At 42.6% G+C, this 23,812-nt stretch carries 25 protein-coding genes; 7 read left to right on the top strand and 18 right to left on the bottom strand.

Translation table 11 applies throughout. From position 1 onward, the window contains the following. Positions 1 to 5: 5 nt before the first annotated feature. The 3 genes from MHH49_RS10845 to MHH49_RS10835 form a co-directional block, all read right to left on the bottom strand. The gene (locus MHH49_RS10845; RefSeq protein WP_326046177.1) at positions 6 to 728 is read right to left on the bottom strand and encodes a hypothetical protein; all 723 of its coding nucleotides are present in this window, start codon (positions 726 to 728) and stop codon (positions 6 to 8) included. Positions 729 to 903: 175 nt separating this feature from the next. Then, complete coding sequence (locus tag MHH49_RS10840) at positions 904 to 1,569, bottom strand: glycosyltransferase (protein WP_235219468.1); 666 nt, start codon at positions 1,567 to 1,569, stop codon at positions 904 to 906. A gap of 135 nt (positions 1,570 to 1,704) precedes the next feature. Further along, entirely contained in the window at positions 1,705 to 2,061 is a 357-nt protein-coding gene (locus tag MHH49_RS10835; protein ID WP_036682230.1) for a nucleotide excision repair endonuclease, read from the bottom strand. Between the two features lie 255 nt (positions 2,062 to 2,316). Here MHH49_RS10835 and MHH49_RS10830 point away from each other — a divergent pair, with 255 nt between their 5' ends. Next, a complete protein-coding gene (locus tag MHH49_RS10830) occupies positions 2,317 to 3,807 on the top strand; it encodes a peptide MFS transporter (protein WP_036682231.1) in 1,491 nt (496 codons plus the stop codon). A 67-nt stretch (positions 3,808 to 3,874) separates the two neighbouring features. Here MHH49_RS10830 and MHH49_RS10825 read toward each other — a convergent pair whose 3' ends face one another. Next, positions 3,875 to 5,290, bottom strand: a complete 1,416-nt coding sequence (locus MHH49_RS10825; protein ID WP_326046178.1) for a hypothetical protein — start codon at positions 5,288 to 5,290, stop codon at positions 3,875 to 3,877. Positions 5,291 to 5,453: 163 nt separating this feature from the next. After that, positions 5,454 to 6,206 carry an SDR family NAD(P)-dependent oxidoreductase gene (locus MHH49_RS10820; RefSeq protein ID WP_038573803.1) on the bottom strand — a complete coding sequence of 251 codons (753 nt, stop codon included), beginning with the start codon at positions 6,204 to 6,206 and terminating at the stop codon, positions 5,454 to 5,456. 187 nt (positions 6,207 to 6,393) lie between these two features. Here MHH49_RS10820 and MHH49_RS10815 point away from each other — a divergent pair, with 187 nt between their 5' ends. Further along, on the top strand, positions 6,394 to 7,035 hold the full coding sequence (locus MHH49_RS10815; RefSeq protein WP_076274859.1) for a TetR/AcrR family transcriptional regulator: 642 nt from the start codon (positions 6,394 to 6,396) through the stop codon (positions 7,033 to 7,035). Between the two features lie 123 nt (positions 7,036 to 7,158). Here MHH49_RS10815 and MHH49_RS10810 read toward each other — a convergent pair whose 3' ends face one another. The 3 genes from MHH49_RS10810 to MHH49_RS10800 form a co-directional block, all read right to left on the bottom strand. Further along, positions 7,159 to 8,280, bottom strand: a complete 1,122-nt coding sequence (locus tag MHH49_RS10810; RefSeq protein WP_341138121.1) for a nitric oxide synthase oxygenase — start codon at positions 8,278 to 8,280, stop codon at positions 7,159 to 7,161. A 139-nt stretch (positions 8,281 to 8,419) separates the two neighbouring features. Next, positions 8,420 to 8,698 (bottom strand): hypothetical protein, encoded by a 279-nt coding sequence (locus MHH49_RS10805; RefSeq protein WP_038573810.1) that lies wholly within the window; start codon positions 8,696 to 8,698, stop codon positions 8,420 to 8,422. An 80-nt stretch (positions 8,699 to 8,778) separates the two neighbouring features. Then, complete coding sequence (locus MHH49_RS10800) at positions 8,779 to 9,600, bottom strand: methyl-accepting chemotaxis protein (RefSeq protein ID WP_036682244.1); 822 nt, start codon at positions 9,598 to 9,600, stop codon at positions 8,779 to 8,781. Between the two features lie 108 nt (positions 9,601 to 9,708). On the opposite strand from MHH49_RS10800, the gene MHH49_RS10795 reads away from it, so the two are divergent. Next, positions 9,709 to 10,557: a metallophosphoesterase gene (locus tag MHH49_RS10795; RefSeq protein ID WP_341122367.1), complete on the top strand. Its 849-nt coding sequence runs from the start codon at positions 9,709 to 9,711 to the stop codon at positions 10,555 to 10,557. 185 nt (positions 10,558 to 10,742) lie between these two features. Next, entirely contained in the window at positions 10,743 to 11,849 is a 1,107-nt protein-coding gene (locus MHH49_RS10790) for a PdaC/SigV domain-containing protein (RefSeq protein ID WP_076132759.1), read from the top strand. Positions 11,850 to 11,912: 63 nt separating this feature from the next. Here the strand turns inward: MHH49_RS10790 and hmpA are convergent, their stop codons facing one another. From hmpA to MHH49_RS10745, 9 genes are all read right to left on the bottom strand, one after another. Further along, the gene (gene hmpA, locus MHH49_RS10785; RefSeq protein WP_341138120.1) at positions 11,913 to 13,118 is read right to left on the bottom strand and encodes an NO-inducible flavohemoprotein; all 1,206 of its coding nucleotides are present in this window, start codon (positions 13,116 to 13,118) and stop codon (positions 11,913 to 11,915) included. 209 nt (positions 13,119 to 13,327) lie between these two features. Next, on the bottom strand, positions 13,328 to 14,164 hold the full coding sequence (locus MHH49_RS10780) for a YitT family protein (RefSeq protein WP_036682251.1): 837 nt from the start codon (positions 14,162 to 14,164) through the stop codon (positions 13,328 to 13,330). 38 nt (positions 14,165 to 14,202) lie between these two features. Beyond that, complete coding sequence (locus MHH49_RS10775) at positions 14,203 to 14,724, bottom strand: VanZ family protein (protein ID WP_051491230.1); 522 nt, start codon at positions 14,722 to 14,724, stop codon at positions 14,203 to 14,205. After that, a complete protein-coding gene (locus MHH49_RS10770; RefSeq protein ID WP_038573816.1) occupies positions 14,724 to 15,575 on the bottom strand; it encodes a D-Ala-D-Ala carboxypeptidase VanY in 852 nt (283 codons plus the stop codon). Before MHH49_RS10770 ends, MHH49_RS10775 begins: the two co-directional genes overlap by 1 nt. A 108-nt stretch (positions 15,576 to 15,683) precedes the next feature. Continuing rightward, positions 15,684 to 16,379, bottom strand: a complete 696-nt coding sequence (locus MHH49_RS10765; RefSeq protein ID WP_036682255.1) for a response regulator transcription factor — start codon at positions 16,377 to 16,379, stop codon at positions 15,684 to 15,686. Between the two features lie 112 nt (positions 16,380 to 16,491). Beyond that, positions 16,492 to 17,499, bottom strand: coding sequence for a sigma-70 family RNA polymerase sigma factor (locus MHH49_RS10760; RefSeq protein WP_076105097.1), 1,008 nt, complete (start codon positions 17,497 to 17,499; stop codon positions 16,492 to 16,494). A gap of 193 nt (positions 17,500 to 17,692) precedes the next feature. Beyond that, complete coding sequence (locus MHH49_RS10755; RefSeq protein ID WP_076140620.1) at positions 17,693 to 18,727, bottom strand: C40 family peptidase; 1,035 nt, start codon at positions 18,725 to 18,727, stop codon at positions 17,693 to 17,695. 176 nt (positions 18,728 to 18,903) lie between these two features. Beyond that, positions 18,904 to 19,368: a RidA family protein gene (locus MHH49_RS10750; protein ID WP_076140618.1), complete on the bottom strand. Its 465-nt coding sequence runs from the start codon at positions 19,366 to 19,368 to the stop codon at positions 18,904 to 18,906. A gap of 55 nt (positions 19,369 to 19,423) precedes the next feature. After that, entirely contained in the window at positions 19,424 to 20,482 is a 1,059-nt protein-coding gene (locus tag MHH49_RS10745) for an LLM class flavin-dependent oxidoreductase (protein ID WP_341138119.1), read from the bottom strand. Positions 20,483 to 20,766: 284 nt separating this feature from the next. Here MHH49_RS10745 and MHH49_RS10740 point away from each other — a divergent pair, with 284 nt between their 5' ends. Further along, positions 20,767 to 22,431 (top strand): histidine kinase N-terminal 7TM domain-containing diguanylate cyclase, encoded by a 1,665-nt coding sequence (locus MHH49_RS10740; RefSeq protein WP_341138118.1) that lies wholly within the window; start codon positions 20,767 to 20,769, stop codon positions 22,429 to 22,431. A 77-nt stretch (positions 22,432 to 22,508) separates the two neighbouring features. Here MHH49_RS10740 and MHH49_RS10735 read toward each other — a convergent pair whose 3' ends face one another. Next, on the bottom strand, positions 22,509 to 22,850 hold the full coding sequence (locus MHH49_RS10735) for a zinc ribbon domain-containing protein YjdM (RefSeq protein WP_036682263.1): 342 nt from the start codon (positions 22,848 to 22,850) through the stop codon (positions 22,509 to 22,511). Positions 22,851 to 23,071: 221 nt separating this feature from the next. Between MHH49_RS10735 and MHH49_RS10730 the strand changes: the two genes are divergently transcribed. Both MHH49_RS10730 and MHH49_RS10725 read left to right on the top strand, forming a co-directional pair. Then, the gene (locus MHH49_RS10730; RefSeq protein ID WP_051491231.1) at positions 23,072 to 23,410 is read left to right on the top strand and encodes a DUF4234 domain-containing protein; all 339 of its coding nucleotides are present in this window, start codon (positions 23,072 to 23,074) and stop codon (positions 23,408 to 23,410) included. Continuing rightward, on the top strand, positions 23,373 to 23,801 hold the full coding sequence (locus tag MHH49_RS10725) for a DUF2752 domain-containing protein (protein WP_341138117.1): 429 nt from the start codon (positions 23,373 to 23,375) through the stop codon (positions 23,799 to 23,801). The genes MHH49_RS10730 and MHH49_RS10725 overlap by 38 nt, the downstream gene beginning before the upstream one ends. Positions 23,802 to 23,812 lie beyond the last annotated feature (11 nt).

Below are 23,812 nucleotides of genomic sequence, written 5' to 3'. Positions count from 1 at the left end.
GAATCCTATGTATCTCCGTTTCCATCATTTCGATCCGTCAGACTACTGCCACTCCCAAAAGGAACCGTCATCCGATTGGTGAAATCGCTGATCATACCCGAGAGATACGCCTTTTCTTGGCGAATCGTATCGTACTTTTGTTTTAAATGTGCATTCTCAATCTCAACCCGTCCGATTTTCTCTTCCAGATCATTCATCTTTTTAAGTTTCTCTGCATGGGCTTCGTTATGTTTTTGAATCAGATTTACATATTTTTGCTGCTCCAGCTCAATGGTACTCTTTAATTCCTCGAGCTCAGCTGTGAGCGCAGTTTGAAGCTCGCGGTAATCCTCCAGCACTTGATCGACCTTCAAATTTCTCTCAATCAACTTATGCTCAAGCTCGCGGACATTCTTTTCTCTTTCCTCAATGACCTTATTAAGGTTTTTCATATCCCGGTTTAATCGCTCCACATGACTGCTGGAATGGGTCAACCGATCCTGAAGCTCATTAATATTGGTCTCCGCATGTTGTCTGGCCTGAATAATCTGCTCCACGGAGAAGATCAAATCGAGTGATTTTTTATCAAGCTGAGCTTTGCCTGTCGTAACCAATCCAGCTAAAGTCTCGTCCGAGGTCTTTTCTTCTATTTCTTCGACCTGATCATCTAATAACTGTACCTTTTGAACCATATCCGACTTGGATTGCTTATCCACTGAATCTTTCTTTTTAAAAAAGGGGGAAATCATCGATTTTATCACCTCAATTATAAAAAAATGTCAAAAAATGTCGAGTGCCCACGAGTCTATTATAGTTTACTTATCTTGTATGTAAGTGAGCCTTTATATCTAACTTTCTGAAATGCACCTAAAGACCTATTTTCTTCTGCAAAATAAAAAAAGCACCCCTTCGGGTGCTTTGATTTCAATTGAATTTATCGGGAAATTGTTTGATCAATCCCTCGGTTAAGATATCTGCGAACATGATCATATGCTCCAGCCCTTTATCAAATGCGACAATTTCGGCATCCCAATCCTTTTTAACTCTAGCCGTCACGTCATCAGTAATCAATTCCAGATGTTCATGAAGCATTTCCTTTAATTGTTCATAAGAATATTTGGGATTCTGACTACTAAGGAACTTGGCAATGTCATCGGCGTTGGTATACCACTCTTTATTGTATTTTTCCACATCGGCCTGATTTCCAGCCTTCGCAGCATCTAGGACTTTTCCGGCAATAAGAATATGCTCCCGCAATAATTGAGCTACCTTATCTCCAACTGCCTCACCGTAATACGGTTTAAAGGCATCCCCTATGTCCTGCTGATTCTGTAACAGCCTTGCCAGTACCTTCTCCTTATCCTCGGAATCTGCAAAGGCGCTAACAATGTAGTTTTTTGTCCATACCACATGATCGATCCATAACTTCCTAAGATTATCCTTAAGCTCAATTACGGAAGGGGTTAAGCATTGCTTGTGGGAGCTCTTTTTCTCTTTAGCCGCTGCAGCATCAGCAATTGTAGGTGTAACACTTACAACCAGAAACATACACAATAAGGTTAGCTTCAACATCAAATTCTTATTTTTCAATATGACCTATCTCCTTGTGAACAGTGATGGATTTGAATATCTTGTATATTGTGCACCTTTACTTCCATTTCATTCACAGCTGATCTCAGAACACAAAAAAAGCACCATCACGTGGACGGCGCCTGAGTCTAACTATTATCTAAACATCACTTTGTCTACATTGTATTTAGATTTCAGTTCATTAATGATATAGGTTTCATAGATCTCTCTATGAACTGGACTTTCGATTAAACATACATCAATTCTGGTGACCTCGTCCCGATGTTGCTTGATGTCAGATACGGTGTCTTCAAAATGTTTTTTAATTCTTGGTCTTAACTTTCTCGCTTTACCTACAAACAACAACTCATCTTGATCATTGTAGAACATAAAGATACCGCCGTAATCTCTCGGAATCAGGTGAAAATCAGTAAATCCGTAAATATTGCTTAACTGCGGGTTAATTTGTTTAGTAATACTAACATCCGCTTTGGGAATCGTTATGTTGATCATTAGCTCACGTCCTCTTTCTATATAGGAGTAAATAGTATCATAAATCGCTAAGTAAGACCATTCAATCTGGCCCAGTCAAATAAATACAATAAAAGCAAGTTCGATTGATCTAATGGAAATATTACTAAAAAATATGGCATTATTCAAAACCTTCCTGCCCAAGGGTTGCGGTCTTAGACAGGAGAGGATTATAAATAAAATAGAGGCGTTTGCATCATGATATATAGATATTTGTCATCTAGGAGGATTTGATTCATGGCAGTAACAGACCGGCAAAAAATAGTAGATAGTGTCCCGCAAAAGGGTTTCTTCGGACATCCTAAGGGACTTTTCACCCTTTTCTTCACAGAATTTTGGGAGCGTTTCTCTTATTATGGCATGCGAGCTATCCTTGTCTACTACATGTATTATGAAGTGAGCCAAGGCGGTCTCGGATTACCTGAAGATATGGCACTTTCTATTATGTCTATCTATGGATCGCTTGTATATATGTCAGGGATCATCGGAGGCTGGCTTGCAGATCGGCTTCTCGGGACTTCGAGGGCTGTTTTCTACGGCGGCGTTTTAATCATGTTCGGGCATATACTACTGGCTATTCCAGGCAATACCACATTGTTTTTTGCTTCGATGGTTTTAATCGTACTCGGAACGGGTCTACTGAAACCCAATGTTTCAAGTATTGTCGGCGAAATTTATAGCGAGCAGGATAACCGCCGTGACGCTGCCTTCAGCATTTTTTATATGGGCATCAACCTGGGAGGATTTCTCTCCCCACTAATTGTTGGTGCAGTAGGCATGAATAATTTCCATCTAGGTTTCTCGATTGCCGCAGTCGGAATGTTTATTGGACTAGTCGTTTATATTATGACTCGCACAAAAAATCTGGGTCTGGCCGGTACGATTGTACACAACCCTATTCCTGCAGATCAGAAGAAAAAAATCTTTACTTGGATTGGTGTAGGATTAGTTGTACTTGCGATTTTGATTACGATCGGCATTCTTACCGGAGTGCTTACCTTTGAAACATTAATAAAAATAGTAGGGGTATTAGGCTTACTTATTCCTACGATGTATTTCATTATGATGTACCGCAGTCCCAAAACAACAGCCGTTGAACGGTCAAGAATTCTCGCATACATTCCTTTATTTATCGCATCGATTATGTTCTGGGCGATTCAAGAGCAGACTTCCACAGTTCTAGCTAGTTTTGCTGATAAACGGACCCAATTGGATTTTGCAGGCTTACACATTTCTCCTGCTTGGTTCCAATCGCTTAACCCGCTGTTTATTATCACTCTTGCACCTATATTTGCCTGGTTGTGGTTAAAGCTCGGTAACCGTCAACCCTCGATTCCGCAAAAGTTCTCGCTTGGTTTATTGTTTGCAGGTTTATCCTTCCTGGTGATTTTAGTACCTGCTTATTTCGGTGGAGCTAATTCACTTGTGAATCCATTATGGCTGGTACTCAGCTATTTTATCATCGTAATCGGGGAGTTATGCTTGTCCCCTGTGGGTTTATCAGCAACGACCAAACTGGCACCGGCGGCTTTTACCGCTCAAATGATGAGTATGTGGTTCTTATCGAATGCCGCTGCCCAAGCAATTAATGCTCAGATTGTGAAGTTCTATACCCCGGATACCGAAATGATGTACTTTGGAGTAATTGGTGGAGTGGCCCTTATCCTTGCGCTTATCCTCTTCCTATTCTCTTCCAAAATTCAGACTTTCATGAAAGGGATACATTAAACACACCCAAAGGCTGCCCGAGATTCTCTCGGCAGCCTTTTTTTGGTTTCCTATAGTTATCCAACCTCTACACCAGAAACATGGCGACAATCGTCGTGACTACCAGCCCAATCAATACAGGCTTAACATTCCGTCTCGCCAGCTCAAAGGGGCTTACTCCGCAAATAGCGGCGGCCGGAATCAATGCCCACGGAATCAGCGTGCCTCCACCCACCCAAATGGCAGCTACCTGACCTAGCGCAGTTAAAGTCGCCGCATCGGAATGTGTGGCCACAGCAAACAATTTCCCAATGGACCCGGCAAGTGAAATGCCCGAGAACCCTGAACCATCTAGGCCTGTAATGGCTCCGGTTATGGTCGCGGTTACTGCACCCACAGCGCCGTTCAGAGGAACGTTATGAGCTAGAGCGACCCCTAGATCATTTACAATCCCCTGAGATGCGGCGGGCAGCACTTTGCCGAATAATTCAGCAAACGCCGAATCCCCCAGATAGAAAAAAGCGGCAATCGGTATCACAGGACCAAATACTTTGAAGCCAAACGTAAGTCCATCAATCAGATAAGAGGTTACTTGCTCCAATCCTTTATTACGATGTGCCAACAAGGTGACTACAACCAGAATGAATACCGCAGTACCACCAACTAAGGCAGTTGCGTCTCCACCCTGCAAATCGAGCAGGAACATGCCTGCTACATCGGCTAAAAACAGGATGGGAATGGCGATGGCCAGCCATTGTTTCAATGCTGGATGAATCACCGCTGGATCCTCTGCCGTATCATTCTCTGCAGATAACGCACTCACGGCACTTTTCCCGGCAATAAGCCCGTCTCGCCAAGTTCCCTTCTTCTGATCTCTGCGCATCATCCAATACGCCGTTATCGTAGTCACCACGCCCATAACAATTACAAGCGGAACACTCGCCTCCATGACACTGGTCACTGGAAGTCCGGCCGCATCTGCTGTTAGTTTAGGTGCACCTTGAATAATGTAATCACCTGAGAGCGCAATCCCGTGGCCAAATAAATTCATTGCCATCGCCGCTCCAAGAGCCGGCAGTCCCACTCGAATGGCAACCGGCAGCAGCACAACCCCGATCAAGGCCACTGCAGGTGAAGGCCAAAAGAACCATGAGGTGACCATCATAATCAGACCGATCCCCCAAAAGGCTATGAACGGTGTGCGCAAAAAGCGGGTAAGTGGAGCAACCATGATCTCGTTAATCCCCGTGCGTGTTAATACCCGGCTCATGGCTACTATGATCGAAATAATCATGATCGTACCCATTAGCTCCTTGGTTGCATATACAAAAGAGTTGAATATACCTGTGACTGAACCACTGACGGTCTCCGTGGCTAACCACCCAAGTACAAAGATGCCCGCAATACAGATCATCGTTGTGTCCCGTCTCTTGATCAGAAGTGCCATTATAAATACGATAAATGCCAGATATACATAATGGAGCGCTGTTAACTGGATGCCCATCTCTGCACCACACCCTTCTCCTACTATCCGAGTGCTATATGGTATGCAGGGGTGTAGGCTAAAGTTCGGTAGAAATGGGCTTAAAACAGCAAAAGAAGCCATCCCGTGCGTAGAGAAAATCTACGTATGGGACGGCTTCTTAATGTTTCTTAATTAGAGACTATTATTTAGCTACAACTCCGCCATCAACCGGCAGCTCAACACCTGTAATGTAAGAAGCTTCATCAGAAGCCAAGAACAATACAGCTTCAGCTACTTCAGAAGCACGACCAACACGTGGCAGCGCAGTCTGAGACATAAAGAAGCTATGCATTTTTTCGTTATTTACAAATTCAGCACTCATTGGGGTTTCGATAAATCCTGGGTGAACAGAGTTCACACGAATGTTATCTTTACCAAAGTCTACAGCTGCTGCTTTACTTAGCATACGAACTGCACCTTTAGAAGCTGTATAAGCACCAGCACCGCTGCTGCCAGTCAAACCTGCGATGGATGAAATATTAACGATGGAACCACCTTTATTGTTCTTCATTTGAGGAACAACATGCTTCATGCCAAGGAATACGCTGCTCACGTTGATGTTCATTACTTTGTTCCATTGATCAACAGTGGATTCGAGCAATTGAACCGGGAATGAGATCCCTGCATTGTTTACCAAAATATCGATTTTCCCGAACTTGCTAATCACATCTTCTACAACCTTGATCCAGTCTTCTTCGGAAGCCACATTATGTGCATAAGCTGCTGCTTGTCCACCATTTGCTTCAATTTCCTTCACAACTGCTTGTACGGCAGCCTCGTTAATATCAGTTGCCACAACTGTAGCGCCCTCTTTGGACAATAAAAGGGCTTCTTCACGGCCCATGCCACTGCCTGCACCTGTAATAATTGCTACTTTATTAGTTAGACGATTCATAATTAGGTCTCCTCTATAATCGTATTGTGATATAATATTTGAGTGATGATAGTCACACTATCACTGTGATATATATCATATCATTTTTGTAAAAGAACTACAACTACTCCTTGCTTAATCCAATAAACGGTGGATATAATACTAATAATTGAAAATCCCAATCAAAAAATGGAAGGGTCTAGCCCTCATGAATCCTAAAACACGATACGAAAAAGAAAGATCCGATGGTAAGCAACAACGATTAATTACGATCCTCGAATCCGCAGAACGAGTATTTTCACAAAAAGGAATCGAAAAGTCGACGATGCAAGATGTCGCAAGCGAAGCCAACATCGGGATTGCGACGTTATTTCGCTATTTTCCCAGAAAAGAAAAACTCGTAGTGGCTGTAGCCACCCGAATGCTGGAGCCTATGCTCGATCATTTTAAATACGTAGCGGACTTGCCCCTTACTTGTCTTGAACAAATCGAGAAATTATTTGATTTTTTTATTCAGGATCAAAATCATCTAAGTATTATTTTTATGGTCAATTTCGAAAGCTACGCCTCACACTCAAGTGAGCCTGTTGAGGATGTTCTGAGCTTCAATGCACTCAACCGCAAAATTTGGCATGAATACTCCAGGATCATTCAAAATGGGGTAGAAGACGGCTCTATTCGTGCGGGTCTCCCCGTAAAAGAGACCTTAATTACGCTCATGAATAGCTTTGCCCTCTTTTCCAGAAAACTAACGATGAAAAAAAACATTCTCCTGCTGGAATCGGATCTAGACTCCGACGATCAGCTTGAGCTACTTAAACAAATTTTTCTGGATCATTTAAAAGCCTAAAAAGCGCCAGTTTCCTTAGGAGGGGAACTTGGCGCTTTTTCTATAGTCAAACAAAAAGAGACATTTCCGAGGAAAATGCCTCTATCCAGATTCAAGTTACGACCTATATACTGCCTTCGTTAGCTAGTGAAACGGGCAGGTTGCGACGGGTGATTGTTGATAAAGAAAACGAGGGCTGAAATCATATTCTTTTAACGTACGATCATGCCAAATCGGTGTAGACGAAGGTGACATAGGCGGAATCAGCCAGGACCAGCGCCCTGAGACTTGGCGCCCCTGCTCGTTCTCCTGTTGCTGGAATCGAACAAATTGATCTGCTGCTGTATGGTGATCCACGATGCTGACCCCTGCTTGCTTGAAGGAATGCAGCACTGCGCGATTCAGCTCAAGAAGCGCCCGATCCTTCCAAAGCGTTGTGTTGCTGGAGCGATCCAGTCCCATCACATCAGCTATAGCTGGCAAAGTGTTGTATCGTCCAGTATCCCCCAAGTTACGCGAGCCGATTTCAGTCTCCATGTACCAACCGTTAAAAGGAGCAGCCGTGTACAGAATACCGCCAATTTCCAACTGCATGTCCGTGATAATGGGTACAGAATACCAACGGAGCTGAAGCTCAGCAAAACGTTCAATTTCAGGATGTGTTAACGGTACCTCCTGAATGAGGTGATCAGGAATAGGGAAAACGTAAGGATGCCCGTTGCCAATACTGATCACTAACGGCAACACATCATAACCGCCACCTGTTCCTTGCCAACCTAGTTGCTGGCATATTTTTGTGAATTCATCCGATGCCGGATCGCCAGCGCGTCCGTGTTCTTCATCGCCAGGATACCCGGCATAACGAATCAATTGGTGGTTCCAGATCCGAATCCGCTGATTCGGATCTTCTCCGCTGCGGAAGACCGTGATGAGTGAACGTATACGTCCTCCGTTGTTCGCCTTTTCCAGATGTCGCAGCAACGCTTCAGCAACTTGTTCCTCAGTCTCTGCTTGGCGTTCATCGACCAGCTCAATGGATTGCCAAAAAAGACGCCCAATGCAGCGGCTATTGTGGCGCCAGGCCATTCTTGCACCATGCGCTAATTCTTCCGTTGTATGTGTGTAACTGCCTGATTGGTTAATTTCCTCATGTACGGCTAGGATGCGATGATCCGTCTCGGCTTCAGACTTGTCTAGTTCAGCGTAACATTGTCGAATGAAAGCTTCCGCCTGCCGGGTTAATTCTTCGATGTGCTTGCCATTCATATCCCTAATCCCCCATCTACACCCTTGCTTAAACTCTCAATCCAGTATAACATCCCTCTTCCTATGCCACATCTTTCAGGGAACAGCGCATAAGAACAACCCGTGAAGCTTGGAGCTTCACAGGTTGCGGCAGGAACATTTAGCGCTCTGAACGTTTCCCTTGCTTATTCAATGAGGCAAGTCTGCTCTTATCCTCGGTCAACAGTTCTTCAGCCAACTCCACACCTTGAGGACCTAGCCAGTCCTGAGCTTGCTGAATCGCCTGCTCAGTATGTGCCAGGCGGTTCTCAGCCTGTGCCAAAGTCTGTTCTGTTGGATGACTAAGTGCCTGAGAGACAGAGAAATGAAGCTTGCCCAAAGAATTTTTGGCTTGAGTTACATTGTCATTCGCTTGCAGACTGGAATCGGGTTGTTTCATAAATGAAATACGCTCCCTTCTGAAATGCGCCTGTTCTCTTCTAGCATGGTTTGGGTGAAGTAATCTTATGCATTCACTATCTACTGGATAATGGATTGCATAAAGGACGTCATTTCATTACTCGCTTTATTCAGGCGCTCAATGACACCGCTGAATTCAGTGACCAATTCTGCTTGTGAGTGTGAAGAAGCAGAGATCGCTTCAATTTCTTGCTCCATTTGCTTAATGGACTTTTGAACATCACTCAGTGATTTTTCAATATTATGGGTTGCTTCTTTAGTGTTAACGGACAGTTTGCGTACTTCCGTAGCAACCACCCCAAAACCAGCCCCTTGCTCTCCTACACGAGCGGCTTCAATTGCCGCATTCAGCCCAAGCAGGTTCGTCTGCTCAGAAATCTCACGAATGAAGCCGGCAACCTTATTCACTTCTTGTGATTCCGTTACGGCTCTACGCGTATTATCTAATATTTGCTGCGAAGTAGCTGATAATTCCTGAGATTGGGCAGCTACGCTCTGCACCATCTCCATTAGATGACTGCTTATCTCATTAATCTCATCTGTGAATCCTTCAAGCTTATTCTCGTTCTCTAGTGTATAGGCAATGGCAAAAACCCCGATTACATCATCATCCGTTCCGTAGATAGGTACACATGTTGAGATTACAGGAGCTCCATAAATTTCTGCTGGGATTCGGTTAGAGCTTGCTATACCTTTCAGTCCATTTGAAAGCGACAGATCTTCAGGCGGGATAGGGTTACCCTTAACCAATCCGAGATCAATAACTTTACTTGGTGCGTAATAATGGAAGATCTCCCTGTCCGTGATTCCAATCATAATATCCTGCGAGTGAATCTTTTTGAAATAAGGTGCTGCGAGGACTAAGGCATCGATAATACTCATCTCTTCATCTCCCATATAAAAAAAATGTATATGTAGTTTTATCGTCACAATGGGTTATTAAATGAATATTGTCATAGTAGAGTAACAATCCCCACGTATGATTTGTTTATGAATACTATTAGCAGACGACAATTTCTAAAGAAAAGCGCTCAATTGACTCTAGGGCTTCTTGGGACAGCTGGTGCATCCGGCATCTATTCACATTGGATCGAACCCTACTGGCTGGAAATCAAATATGTAGATATTACACTTCCTAGACTTCCTCCAGCCTTCGATAGATTTCGTATCGTTCATTTTAGTGATTTACATCAGGGGGTATATTCCAAGCCGCAAGCTTTAACGGAGTTAGCGCAGCAAATTCAACATGTAAATCCAGATCTGATCTGTTTCACCGGCGATTTATTAGATCATTCAGCCGATTATATTTCAGAAGCCGTAGCCTTGTGCTCTCAATTGCGGGCCCCCTTTGGACAATATGCAGTATTAGGAAATCATGATGCTTTTGGGACCAGAAAGGTTGTAACGAAAGGGCTAACACAATCGGGCTTCCACGTGCTCCATAATGAACATATCGTCTTAACCCAAGGTACGGACAAGCTCTATATTGCCGGAATAGATGATCCTTGGGTCGGAAAAGCAGACATTGCCCAAGCGCTGCTTCATATCCCGGAAGAGGCTTGCACAATTCTCCTTGCCCATGAACCTGATTTCGCCGATGACTTTTGCAAGCTGCCTATAGATCTGCAATTGTCTGGCCATAGCCACGGAGGCCAAGTGCGGCTTCCCTTTGTCGGAGCTTTATATACCCCGCCTCACGGAAGTAAATATTCAAGTGGATTATATCAACTGCCCAACAGCCAACTTCAGGTCTACACCACTCGCGGGATAGGAGTAACTCGTATGCCTGTTCGTTTTAATTGTCGCCCCGAGCTCACCGTAATTACTTTACATTCTTAATGCTAGTGTCTTAATCGTACAAAATGGTTAAAAAGTATATACCTTTTGCATATCTATGCAACAACACTGTAACCGCCTTTGTAATCAAATCTATTTAGGACCTAGGTATAATTGTAGGAGTGATAGAGGAAAAAATATCATATTGCAACTACATAAGCCCATCCTTGGGAAGGAGAGATTAAGTTATGAATAAAAGTATGAAATGGACCTCAGCCATCTTGGCTGCTGGAGTATTGCTTGGAGGGTCGGGACTAGTAGGAGGAACTTCAGTTCAAGCCGCAACTACCGGAGGAAATACGGTAAAACAAGCCGCACAGCAACCCTCTGTAGTGCTTAAATATAAAGGCCAGACCTTATCGCAGCAAGCGAAAATAGTAAACGGCAATACCATGATCCCTTTAACTGTACTACGGGATGCTTTTGGCCTTTCCATTAACTATAATGCAAGCACTAAAACTTATAGTGTGGGCAGCGATTCCATGAAGCTGGACATGGAGGTCTCAGATTACGGTGTTAGTACAACCCTGAATGGCTATTACATTTATAGCATGACCGGCAGTCATGATGTGAAGGTCATCAACGACCGGATTTATGTTCCATTCAAACTCTTGTCTGACTATTTAGGAGTGCAAGGCGTTTATAATCCTTCATTGAAATCACTTGATCTAAGTAAAAAAGTAATGAATGACATCAAAATTACCTCTGAAACCTTAGATAAGAGTAATAAAAATGCTAGTATCAAAGTGCAATATCCAAAAATCAGCGGCTTAACAGATGAAGTACAAACTAAGATTAATGCAATCTTCAAAAAGCAAGCTGAACAATTCGTCGCAGAGAGCGAAGAACAGGCTAGTCATAGAGATGGCACTATAGAGAATAAATATGACTTCTCTCAAACTTTTGTTGTCTCCTTTAACCGTGAAGGTGTACTAAGCTTAGTGACGGATCAGTATGGTTATACAGGTGGAGCTCATGGTGGAGCCCTTCGTGAAGGATTTACCTTCTCGCTGAAAGACGGCAAACCAATAGAACTTAAGGACCTGCTGAAGGCAGAGCCAAACTACAAACAAAAATTAGATAAAATGTTGAAGGAAAGCACCAAGGAGCTAGCTTTTCCAGATACACCTGGCGGACTAACAGAAAAACCAAACTTCTACGTTTCCGAGAGTGGCCTTGCAATCTTCTACCAACAGTATGAAATTGCCCCTTATGCGGCTGGAATTCCTACGTACACCTTTAATTTCAGTTCAATATTACCAAAGGGAACTAACCCATTCGCTGCCTTCAAATAAACTTCTATTGTAAAAAAGAGCGTCACAGTCATTAGGACTGGGACGCTCTTTTGGTTTTACAGCTTATGCTTCCAAACTTCCAGCCGGGCCGAAGAATTCATAATGAATTCTGTCTTCAGCCACCTTCCATTCCTTAAGAGCCTTATATATCGCCTTCATAAAAGGAGTCGGTCCGCAGAAATAGAATTCAGAGTTTACGTCTGTTACTTCTTGCAGGCAAGCTAGATCAATATAACCTGTTTTATGGAACGTATCTCCTTCACTTGGGGTTTCATAACATACATAGGATCGTAGGGTAGGATGGGACTGCTCTAAATCCGCCACCATTTCTTTCATAGCATGCAAGCTTCCATTGATGGCTGCATGAATGTACGTTACCTCTCGTTCTGGCTGCGTAGCAATTAACGTCTCCAGCATACTTACCATAGGGGTTAGTCCAACCCCACCGCTGATAAGAACCACTGGACGATCACTATCTTTATTTAGTACGAAATCACCCGCTGGCGAGCTCACTTCCAATATAGATCCCACTTGAACAACATCATGAAGGAAAGTAGATACGACACCAGCCGGTTTATCGGGCCCCTCACCTTCCCGTTTAACTGTGATGCGGTAATACGACTGTCCCGGCGCACTGGACAAACTATAGTGGCGAACATGGGTGTATTCCTCGTCCTCAGGCTGAACACGAACCGTGATGTATTGACCCGGCAAGTAAGAAGCTATAGCCCCTCCGTCCTCAGGAGAAAGGTAGAAGGAAGTAATAAGTTCACTTTCTTTAACCTTCTTAGTAACCACAAAGTTTCTAAATCCACTCCAACCCCCGGGAATTTCGGCAGCCTCACGATACTTCTCTGCTTCGACACCAATAAAGGCATCTGTGATCACGCCATACGCCTTTGCCCAAGCATCAATAATTTCTGGCGTCGCCGCATCGCCAAGTACTTGCCCAATAGCAGCTAACAAAGTCTCACCTACGATGGGATAATGTTCAGGTAATACTCCCAATGCCCGATGTTTCTCCGCAATCTGTTTTACCACAGGCAAGATATTTTCTAGCTGATCAATATTCATTGCCGCCGCGAGTACGGCGTTAGCAAGTGCAGTCTGCTGTTTACCTTCCCGTTGGTTGGCGTGATTAAATATATTTAGTAACTGCGGATGATTTTCAAATAACATGCGATAGAAAGTAGTTGTGATGGTCTTCCCATGAACCTGCAAGACAGGCACCGTTGATTTTATGATTTCAATTGTTTGTTGATCTAACATCTAAATACCCTCTTTCCTGCAATAAATTAATTCCTCTATAAAAAGCATATAGAAGCTTCGCATGCCATAGTGTGCGTTCAATCACACGGGAAATTGAAAAAATGTGAACGAACCAATAATTGCAATGATATCCATCACAATAACGTACCCAAAATCAAAAAAAGCTATCCAAGCAGCCATTATAGCTTCCGGGATAGCTTTTTATCTTATTATTTTGACAGCTCCACAAACCCTTCTCCGAATACATCTCTTACATCGTGTATGGTAATAAATGCCTCTTTATCAATGGATTTGACGATTTTCTTAAGCATAGTCACTTCCTGCTTGCTAATCACAATATACAGCAGCTCTTTAGGTGTCTTGGTATAGTACCCACGGCCATATATTACTGTGACGCCTCTATCCATAATTCCATTAACCTGTTCAGCAATTTTGTCCTGCTCTTGGGATACAATCGTAACAGCCTTCTTAGGGTTCACTCCCTCAATAATGAAGTCCATTATCTTAGTGGCTACATAGAGCATCACGATCGTAAACATCAGACTTTGTACTCCAATGATGAAATACGAAGCGAACACCACAATTAAATCGACGAGCAGCAGTGCGTAACTAACGTTCCAGTCCAAATATTTATGTAGGATTCTGGCGATGATGGTTGACCCTGCAGTCGTTCCACCCACTCGTATAATCAGCCCGATCCCCACACCTGAGAAGATACCCCCGAATATTGCATTAATTATCAACTCATCACTGCCAATATTCCAATTTTTCGTAAGAATCAGGAATAACGAATTGAAAAACACCGCAATAATCGTGTATACCGTCGTAGTTTTGTCTAGAAATTTGTACCCCACAATTAATAATAAAGCGTTAAGAATCAAACTAACAATACCGGGTGACCACTGATACAAATAGTAAGTAATCATAGTCAGTCCCGTGACCCCGCCTTCACCGAACTCGTTTGGAATTACAAACAAATTAACGGCCAAGGAGAATAACAAAGCTCCTACTATGATGGAAACAATATCCGAAATACGCTTTTTCATACGATGCCCCTTCTACCCTAGATCTATATCCACAAATACTAACACCGCTTTGATATAGATGCAATCCATCCGAAAGAAGTCAACAGTCTATAGATACAGTAACCAACCACCCCACCGCTAGTGTTCAAAATAAGATCATCCACATCAAAGGTACCGATATACAATACTAATTGCGTGAATTCAAAACAGAAGCTCAGCGCCAGTGAGAGAAAGAAGACTCTTTGAAACAGCCTTACTTTTTGCGATAACAGCATAGGCACCAAGATCCCAAATGGAATAAAAGCCAACAGATTCCCTACTAAATTAATAGATGAAAAAGGATCTGAAAGTGACAGATTGTCCATCCCCCGTGAGATCTCCTTAAAAGGGATATAGTTGCCACGCCGATTAAAAATCCTGTCTGGATGTTCAAACATACGTCCCGCTTGATCCAAAAGCGATAATAAGTTAACCGGTGCACCTTTAAATAAAATAATTCGGATTAAAAAATACATATAGACGATAAATATCGCTGCCAGCAAAAGGTTTATAGCAGACTTTTTTTTCGGCTCTTTAGTCATTAATATGTAGTAACAATTATGCCATCCATGTTATCGCCTGAAGTCATATATTGCCCTTCCTGTGGAATTTTGATCGTAGTGTATTTGGATACCGGAAAATAACTTACTGTATAAGCTTTACCGTCTACTGTTGTCGAAATCTCTTTGTTCTCCTTCAAGAAATCCAAATATTGCTCTAACACAAGCCCTTTCTCATGAATAATGGCGCTGTGCGGCAACCCTACATAACGGAAATGCCAGGGTTCATATTTTATCCCCGTAATCTCGGTTTTGTCTTTCGGATAGCGGAGAATAAAGCCGTATTTCCAAGCATTTTTTTGCAGCCATTTTCCTTCAGGCGCTTTACTCATTTCTGCTTGGGACGACCCGATATCCAGAGATAATCCTAAATTATGTTCACTGTATTGCGCCGGTAAAGCATAGTCCGAGCCTTTTTCCTGATATAATTTCTCTTGCTCTTCAAAGTCCCTGTACCCGCTGCTAATTAAAAAATGATTCACACCCTCTTTTTCGGCAGCTTTGACCATCTTATTGAATTTATGCGCTACACTTTCAGACAAACGAATCGAGGTATCCAGCAGTCCATAACCCTGCACCAGATCCGCCTGCTCATATAAGGTCACGATATCAGGCTTCACACTATCCTCATGTACCGGGTATTGTCTATTCACCAGCAACAAATCCCCTTGATACACCTGATCTTGTGTTACCACCTCTAAACTATTGTTATTTGTAATAGATTCTTTGCGAATCTTATCATCGTATCCTAAATTGCCCGTATTCGGTAAATAACGAGCCGCTGCATACCCAAGCAACAACACAACCAACGCCAAAAAGCCCCACTTCTTCATCAGCAATGTCCTCCCATTTCCTTGATAGGAATAGAATAACGAAGACACTTTAAAGAAAAGGCGGGACAAATATAAAGTTTTTCTTAAAATATATAAACTTCACTGGCTTTACCCATTAAAAGTATATCCAACGCCCCAGATCGTCTTAATGAATTTATTCTTATTGATGTCTTCGCCCAGCTTTTTGCGCAAGGTACGGATATGCACCATGACCGTGTTCCCACTCTCATAATAAGCATCGCCCCACACCTGTTGAAAAATGCTCTCCGCACTAAACACCTGCTTGGGATGGCTAACCAATAAATGCAAAATATCAAACTCTTTTGGAGTTAACTCTATGACCTCACCATAAAGAGTAACCGTATGCTCATCCGGTGAAATCATCAATCCCCGAACCTCTAGCACCGATTTAGTTATGGCTGCGGGCTGACTGAATTGTATGGAACGCCGCAACTGGGAATTAACCCGGGCGACCAGCTCCATTGGATTAAACGGTTTGGTCATATAATCATCTGCGCCCATAACCAGTCCGGTGATTTTATCAAGATCGGAAGTTTTAGCACTCAGAAAAATAATCGGCAGATGATGATGCTCCCGAATATGGCGGGTTACCTCGTAACCATCCAGCCCCGGCATCATAATATCCAGAATCGCCAAATCTATCGTTTGCGACTCAATGGCTTGTACCGCTGCCCTTCCATCGGACACTTTGAGGATATGATACCCCTCTTTTTGCAAATGCAAGGCCACCAAGTCGGCAATTTCCGCCTCATCATCCGCAATTAAAATGGTGATGCGCTTCATCTATTTTTCACTCCTATAGGTTGTGCTGTACACTCTTCATCCATTATACCCTAAACTCAAAAACCACTCCTAGAAAGAAGTGGTTTCCAATTAAATCTATGATTTATATAGTTTATTTACTTTTATTATAGCTGTCTAACAATAGCTCTAATGAAATACCATTTACTGTGACGCCTGAAAGATTGCAGTCTCTTATATCCACATTCGAAAGATCACAATCTACAAAGGATGTCCCGTTCAGCTGGCATCGCTCAAACTTATTGCCTTTGCCGTACAAATGAATATCGTGGAAATAAGCCTCTCCTAGTTCACTGTTACTAACCTCTATTTCCCACAGCCCCACTTCATTAAACTTAACAGAATGCATATTGATGTCATTAAAGGTGGTACTGCTCATATTAATATTATCGAATCCGGTCCCCTCCATATTTACATTGGAGAAGTTTGTCTTATGCATATCAATATCATCAAATTCACTCTGGCCCATAGCCACACGACGAAAATTCGTTTCAGTCATTCTTTCATCCTGAAAGACTCTCTTCTTAAATTCGTCCTGTAATTTGTTTTCACTAAGATTATTATTCACTGTACTCAACATCTCCCTTTTTAAGATCGCTCTTGATCTACGGAGTCTACTCTCAACAGCTTCGCTGGATAAATCAAGGAAATCGGCGATTTCCCTAACCTTGTAATTGTCGATATAGTAGAGAATTGTGACTATACGGTTAGCTTCTGATAGGGTGTTTAAGGCTTTCCACACATCTTGCTGGAGTTCTTTTCTGAGCAGCTGATCTTCGGTAGATTCTAGCTGCGGAACCTCCATTTTTTGCATGAATTCGTAAGCAGTTTTCTTTTTATTTGACCTAAACCAATCCATGCATTCCCGTGCAGTAACCGCATATAACCAACTGGCGAGTTTCTCAGGCTCCTTCAAGTTGGGTAATTTGCGATAGGTTTTAACAAAAACCTCTTGGGCAATGTCTTGTGCGGTATGAAAATCACCCAATTTACCATAAGCAACCCCGTATACTGCATTGGAATATTTGCCGATAAGTACACTGAATGCATCCATGTCACCTTTACACACCTTATCTACCAGTTCTGCGTCCGTACAAGTCACTATTTTCCTCCTTAACATCAAGCTCATAACATAGACGGAAAAGAGACTCAAAAACCGTCTTTATGCCTGCAAATAAATTTTAATGGAGAGGGGATTTCAACTTTTCTACTATGGTCTTAGCCAATCTGCTTCATCCCCCAAATGTATTCGGATGCTTATTCACCGTGATAATTATAGCCTAATTATTACCTAGCTAAAACAATCTGCGAGCCGTCACCAAACGTTTCTTCCACTTGTCACTTAAGGCTTCATAATGAACGCCAAGCTCCTTGGAGTACGTATGTAAGATCTGATTATTTCCCGCGTAAATCGCCACATGTCCAATATCAAGTCCACGTGCACTGAAGAATAACAGATCCCCCTTGCGCAGCTCGTTAATTCCAACCTCTTTGCCCTCTTTGGCCTGATTGTAAGAGACACGTGGCAGGTCAATTGCCAACATATCCTTAAATACATGTCCTACAAAAGAAGAACAGTCAAAGGTTGACGTCTGGTCAGTAGCAGCGCCAAATTCATAAGGCGTTCCCAGATATTTTTCTCCGTAAGCAAGCAGCTCGTTTCCCTGCCGCTCTACAAGAGCAGCACTCGTATAATTGCTATATTTGGGTTTAGCAGAGATATATCCACTCTTGTTATCCTGCGTTCGCACTTCTAACCATAAAGCATCTACTTCTCTAACCACATGTACCTTATCTCCTGCCGACAACATTTGCTGAACCGTTGATTGGGCTGACGAATCTGGCAAACTTCGCAGATTAACTCCATAAAGAATTGTCGTATCGTAATCCACTGCCGAGTAGATACGAACAGCACGAGTAGCAGTATCCCACTTCACAGTGCTGCCCAAAGCTTCGCTGACAAAACGCAGTGGCATCATCGTATAACCGCCGGCAATCTGGCCGGGAACGGCTACGCTTAAGGAATGGCCATTTTTATTCGCTGCTTGATCGCCAATATGATAGGTCAGCACCAGGTCTCCCTTGGTTGCCTTAACGGTCTTGGTATCATTATTCCAAGTAATCTTTGCCCCTTGAGCTTCAAATAACTTGCGCATAGGGACTAGTACTGTATCGTTTACGAGCAAGGGCTGAGCCTCTAATTGTAGCTGTTGATCATCCAGATAGACGGCTGTAACCGGAGTCTGAGGCGTTGTCGCCGCATAGGCCGGAGCAGTATAGAGCATAGATGTAAGTAGTAAAAGTAACATAGCTTTCTTTTGAAATTTCATGATGTCATCACCTCGTTGATTGATATGTACACCTATTGTTACTAAAAAAAGGGTGATTAGTTTTGTTACAAATTTTGGGGTAAGCATCTACCTACGGCATAAGCACCTAAAAAAAGAGGACTACGATCACCTTTCGGTATCATAGTCCTCTTTTTAAATATGCCTCATGGAGCCGGCTAGACAGGTTCCTCAACTTCAAAAATGGAATCAATAATGATCGGTAGATTATCCCTTACGGAAACAGCACCCAATACAGAACGAGCATGAACACCCTTGTCTCCGAACACCTCAAGCATTAAATCTGAACAACCATTAAGCACTTTATGATGTTCTTCAAAAAGGGGATCTGCATTAACGAAGCCTTGAATTTTGACTACTCTTTTCACTTTGTCCAAAGAACCTAAAGCTGTCTTAAGGACGGCAAGGATCTCTATACCCGTTAAACGTGCAAAATGGTAGCCTTCTTCGGTAGTGTAGTCTTGTCCCAGCTTTCCTTTGGGATGGCCCGCTGGTCCTTTTCCCGACACAAAACATAAACCATTAACAATTACGTAGTTAGCGTATTTTGCCGCCGGTTCACTAGCCTCAGGCAGGACAACTCCTAATACTTCGAGTCTGCTCGCTATAGTGTGCTCTGTCATATCCATCTCCCCCTCCATTATCAACAGCTTCAATAATTAAGTAAGATCATAGTTACTACTTAGCTTCAACCTCTGCTTCCCATCTCGATATCTCAGCGCGAACAATGGGTGCTACTTGGGTACCCAATAGCTCAATGGCTCTCATTACATCCTTATGAGGCATTGTGCCAAGCGGCACATGCAGCATAAAACGTGTGATGCCTACTTGCTTGCGCAGGTGAATGATTTTCTCAGCAACGGTCTCTGGGTCACCTACGTACAAGGCACCTTCAAATCTACGTGCCGCATCATAGCTTGCACGGGTGTATTGACCCCATCCGCGTTCCCGGCCAATAACATTCATACTAGCTTGCGTAGAAGGGAAGAACATATCCGCAGCCTGCTGATTATCCTCTGCAATGAAGCCGTGTGAGTGTGAAGCAACGGGCAGCTTCGACACATCATGTCCCGCTTGCGCCGCAGCCTTCTTATAGAGCTTCACGATCGGAGCAAACTGTAGCGGACTGCCGCCAATGATAGCCAGCACAAGCGGTAATCCTAGTAGACCTGCACGAATTACGGATTCTGTATTTCCTCCGCTGCCAATCCATACTGGCAAAGGATTCTGCACGGGACGCGGATAAATCCCCAGATTATTAATGGCAGGACGGTGCACGCCGCTCCAGGTTATTTTTTCGGATTCCCGTATTTTGAGCAGCAAGTCCAGCTTCTCATCGAACAGCTCATCATAATGATTCAAATCATACCCAAACAGCGGGAACGACTCGATAAAAGAACCCCGGCCTGCCATGATCTCTGCGCGTCCATTTGAGATTCCATCAAGGGTAGCGAAATCCTGAAACACACGTACTGGGTCATCAGAGGAAAGTACTGTAACCGCACTGGTTAGCCGAATCCGTGTCGTCTGTGAGGCCGCCGCAGCCAGCAAAACTGCTGGAGAAGAAGCCGCATAATCTTTACGATGATGTTCGCCCACGCCAAATATATCTAAACCCACCTGATCTGCAAGCACAATCTCCTCTACGACCTCGCGCAAACGCTGCGCATGACTTATCACTTCACCTGTCTGGACATCCGGTGTTGTTTCTACGAACGTGCTTATTCCTATTTCCACTTACAAATCCCCCTTAACTATAATTTCCTCTTTAAATTGTTTGTTTGATTATAACACAAGTTAAGGTTAAAAAAGCTAATCATTCTGTCCAACCCCAGTTTGTCGAGAAACTCATCCTTAAAATTTGCAAAACCACGCTTACAAATAGAGGATTTTGAAGGAATATGTTGAAACACTCTTAAACAAATAGCCGTTCTCATAGAACAAATGATCATATGGCAAACGATTAAAATTCAAGGTAACATGAAAGAACTGTTAACCGGGTGGGAGAAGGTGTCACTGAAATGAATATCATGACATGGATTGATTTATTATTATTTTTTGTTTTGTTCGCTTTGTTCATCTACATATTTGCGTCTGTAACCATCACTAACCTACATAAAGCATACTTAGTATTTCATTTTACTATGATGTTATGGCCCTTCTGTCAATTTGCTATTAAAACAACCGACAATCCCAGGTTTCAATTGTTTTATGTGAAGCTCGCATTTATCGACTCGGTTCTGTTAACGATTGGCTGGCTTCTTTTTACGATACTTCTCACTGGAAATTCACATCTCCTTCGAAAAAAGAACACGCTGATCCTATACATTCTCGCAGCATTGATCATAGTAGTAGTGATCGCTAATCCAAACGGAAATTTTGTTCTCCCTATGAACGGCGGATATATCGAAAGATATTATGGTCCGATTTTTTGGCTGCTTATTATCTTCTTAACCACCAGCGTAATGATTTCTCTGTATATCATCTATTCAGCCCTAGTCTCAAACACTACACAGCGGATCAAAAAACAGGTTGCTCATGTGCTCAAAGGGGTGCTGGTGCTAACGGTATTTATATTATTGGATGTTTTTCTTAATGTGGTGTTGCTTAAATCTGATCCAGTTATTCCGGGGCTGACCTCTCTTGGGATCTTAATCTCGGCAATTTTTTTCGTAATTGCTATTCATCGGGATAAAATATTTGATCTCGTAACCATCGCCCATCAGGATATCATTGACACAATTACAGAAGGAATTCTTGTACTGGATGATAGTGAGACTGTAGTAGAAATCAATCGCTCGCTTTTCCCAAGAATCAATCTACTAACCGGTGCTCGCTTTGACGTGTCGACCATCGCACCCATGGAGCAAACTTCCGGAGCTTTCGATTTATTCCTTCATACATACTTGAACCAGCCCATGGAGAGAACCGAGGTTGAACTATTCTACACCTCACTCAATGCATACATTAACATTACTGCCGCGCCGATTGTGGTAGGTGGAATCAGGGTTGGACGCATTCTTACTTTTCAGGACAGAAGCGAGCTGCATCGCCTCATAGCCGAGACCAATCACCAGAACGAGACCCTGCAAGAGCGTAATGCTGCATTAACTGAAATCCAGAATGAACTATCGCAAACCAACCAAAAACTTAAGCAGATGGCCATAACGGACAGCTTAACCGGTTGTTATAATCGTCATTACTTAACGTTACACTTAGAGCATGAGATCATAGAAAATATGAAACTCAAGCAGCCTTTTGCTATCATCCTTCTGGATATCGACTTTTTCAAAACAGTGAATGATAATTACGGCCATTTAATCGGTGATGTGGTCATTTGCAGCACGGTAGAGGTAATTAAGAAAACGTTGAGGGAGACGGATGTTCTGGCGCGTTATGGCGGAGAAGAATTTATCATATACTTACCAAATACAGATCAAACACAAGCAAACCACTTGGCAAAACATATCAAATCTATAATAGAAGCTAATAAAGTACATGTAGAGGATGTTGCTCATGCCCTATCAATTACTGTTAGTATGGGACTGCTGTCCATTAGTAATTTTGCAGCTCAATATACAGAAAGCCTGACCAATCAACTAAATGATTTATTCGAATCTGTGGACAAAGCCTTATATCAAGCAAAAAATGCCGGACGAAATCAGATTGTTGAGATTAATAGATAACACTCCTTTGAGCGAATGACCATATCAAAAAGAAAGAATCAGCCTACTTCTGTTGAAGTTAAGCTGATTCTTATTTTTTAGATCTTTTTAACAAACTCGGACTTTAATTTCATAGCTCCAAAACCATCGATTTTGCAATCAATATCATGATCTCCGTCCACTAAACGGATGTTTTTCACCTTTGTTCCTATCTTCAGAACGGATGAGCTTCCTTTTACTTTAAGGTCTTTAATAATAGTTATAGCATCTCCATCATTTAAAATATTACCGTTGGCATCTCTGACAACCTTGTTCTCTTCACTGCTTTCAGCCTCTGTGTCGAGGCTCCACTCATGCGCACATTCCGGGCAGACGAGCAAACTACCATCTTCATAAGTGTATTCTGAATTACATTTCGGGCAATTTGGCAAAGTAGACATCAAAGTGTCCTCCATTCGTTAATGTAAATCTAGTTGTGGTTCCAGTGCATAGCCTCAAAAGTATATTTCATATTTGGTAAGGTTTCCACTAGATATCAGCAGTAAGTTTGTCTAGATTTCGACAGCGGACAGTAATTCTCAAATATTGTCTTGTATATTTTTTCCTAATTCAATAAGATGGAAATGTCGAATTTTTATGTAAATAGATAGGAGAGTGAGTAATGATTAGTCGCAGAAGTGTTGCATTCGCCATTATTTTGTCATTAATTACATGTGGGCTCTATACAATATATTGGTTTATTGTTCTAACCAATGAGGTAGGCGAACTGAGTGGGGACTATACATTTACAGGAGGAAAACATTTTCTTTTAACGTTGGTTACGTGTGGGATCTGGAGCTTCATTTGGGCCTATCAGGTAGGTAAACATATTGCTGAAGCTCAAAGACAGCGCGGCCAGTACCCGTCAGATAATTCAGTGCTTTATGTGATCCTGACACTCTTTGGTCTGGGTATTGTCACGTATGCCTTGGTACAATCCGATGTTAATAAACTGGTATAAGTTTACGACTTATAAAAGGACACATCCTAAACTATTTTGGGGTGTGTCCTTAAGTCTCGTCGGCGTAGTTTATCTCAAAGCATGGATACCCTTAACCAAGATTAGTATCCCTTGTCCATTTCATGAATGGACTGGATTGTATTGTCCCGGATGTGGAGTCACAAGAGTTATTCTTTCCTTGCTGAAGCTCGACGTTATTCAAGCGTTTAGATTTAACCCGTTGCTGTTTATTTTAGCACCTCTGTATATGTTGTATTGGATTACTAATAAGAAGCAAATCCGGCCTCTTAGCCAGGCAATGATGGCTATAATGTTGATTCTGACCGTTACATTTGGAATACTGAGGAATCTCCCGCTGTTTGAATATTTGGCCCCGACAGTAATTCGTTAACAGCAACAACT

The organism is Paenibacillus sp. FSL F4-0122 (assembly GCF_038002845.1).
Classification (GTDB): domain Bacteria; phylum Bacillota; class Bacilli; order Paenibacillales; family Paenibacillaceae; genus Paenibacillus_AQ; species Paenibacillus_AQ odorifer.
Note: the sequence above shows the minus strand (reverse complement) of the source record. Positions and strands in the feature narration are given on the sequence as shown.

What these genes read in the sequence shown, in the direction of transcription:
- MHH49_RS10750 (WP_076140618.1), bottom strand. Translation starts at nt 19,368, where the DNA reads ATGACAGAGCACACTATAGCGAGCAGACTCGAAGTATTAGGAGTTGTC.
- MHH49_RS10810 (WP_341138121.1), bottom strand. Translation starts at nt 8,280, where the DNA reads ATGAATGGCAAGCACATCGAAGAATTAACCCGGCAGGCGGAAGCTTTC.
- MHH49_RS10775 (WP_051491230.1), bottom strand. Translation starts at nt 14,724, where the DNA reads ATGACTAAAGAGCCGAAAAAAAAGTCTGCTATAAACCTTTTGCTGGCA.
- MHH49_RS10730 (WP_051491231.1), top strand. Translation starts at nt 23,072, where the DNA reads ATGATTAGTCGCAGAAGTGTTGCATTCGCCATTATTTTGTCATTAATT.
- MHH49_RS10735 (WP_036682263.1), bottom strand. Translation starts at nt 22,850, where the DNA reads ATGTCTACTTTGCCAAATTGCCCGAAATGTAATTCAGAATACACTTAT.
- hmpA (WP_341138120.1), bottom strand. Translation starts at nt 13,118, where the DNA reads ATGTTAGATCAACAAACAATTGAAATCATAAAATCAACGGTGCCTGTC.
- MHH49_RS10845 (WP_326046177.1), bottom strand. Translation starts at nt 728, where the DNA reads ATGATTTCCCCCTTTTTTAAAAAGAAAGATTCAGTGGATAAGCAATCC.
- MHH49_RS10795 (WP_341122367.1), top strand. Translation starts at nt 9,709, where the DNA reads ATGAATACTATTAGCAGACGACAATTTCTAAAGAAAAGCGCTCAATTG.
- MHH49_RS10805 (WP_038573810.1), bottom strand. Translation starts at nt 8,698, where the DNA reads ATGAAACAACCCGATTCCAGTCTGCAAGCGAATGACAATGTAACTCAA.
- MHH49_RS10830 (WP_036682231.1), top strand. Translation starts at nt 2,317, where the DNA reads ATGGCAGTAACAGACCGGCAAAAAATAGTAGATAGTGTCCCGCAAAAG.
- MHH49_RS10770 (WP_038573816.1), bottom strand. Translation starts at nt 15,575, where the DNA reads ATGAAGAAGTGGGGCTTTTTGGCGTTGGTTGTGTTGTTGCTTGGGTAT.
- MHH49_RS10790 (WP_076132759.1), top strand. Translation starts at nt 10,743, where the DNA reads ATGAATAAAAGTATGAAATGGACCTCAGCCATCTTGGCTGCTGGAGTA.
- MHH49_RS10820 (WP_038573803.1), bottom strand. Translation starts at nt 6,206, where the DNA reads ATGAATCGTCTAACTAATAAAGTAGCAATTATTACAGGTGCAGGCAGT.
- MHH49_RS10765 (WP_036682255.1), bottom strand. Translation starts at nt 16,379, where the DNA reads ATGAAGCGCATCACCATTTTAATTGCGGATGATGAGGCGGAAATTGCC.
- MHH49_RS10725 (WP_341138117.1), top strand. Translation starts at nt 23,373, where the DNA reads ATGCCTTGGTACAATCCGATGTTAATAAACTGGTATAAGTTTACGACT.
- MHH49_RS10835 (WP_036682230.1), bottom strand. Translation starts at nt 2,061, where the DNA reads ATGATCAACATAACGATTCCCAAAGCGGATGTTAGTATTACTAAACAA.
- MHH49_RS10825 (WP_326046178.1), bottom strand. Translation starts at nt 5,290, where the DNA reads ATGGGCATCCAGTTAACAGCGCTCCATTATGTATATCTGGCATTTATC.
- MHH49_RS10780 (WP_036682251.1), bottom strand. Translation starts at nt 14,164, where the DNA reads ATGAAAAAGCGTATTTCGGATATTGTTTCCATCATAGTAGGAGCTTTG.
- MHH49_RS10740 (WP_341138118.1), top strand. Translation starts at nt 20,767, where the DNA reads ATGAATATCATGACATGGATTGATTTATTATTATTTTTTGTTTTGTTC.
- MHH49_RS10800 (WP_036682244.1), bottom strand. Translation starts at nt 9,600, where the DNA reads ATGAGTATTATCGATGCCTTAGTCCTCGCAGCACCTTATTTCAAAAAG.
- MHH49_RS10815 (WP_076274859.1), top strand. Translation starts at nt 6,394, where the DNA reads ATGAATCCTAAAACACGATACGAAAAAGAAAGATCCGATGGTAAGCAA.
- MHH49_RS10755 (WP_076140620.1), bottom strand. Translation starts at nt 18,727, where the DNA reads ATGAAATTTCAAAAGAAAGCTATGTTACTTTTACTACTTACATCTATG.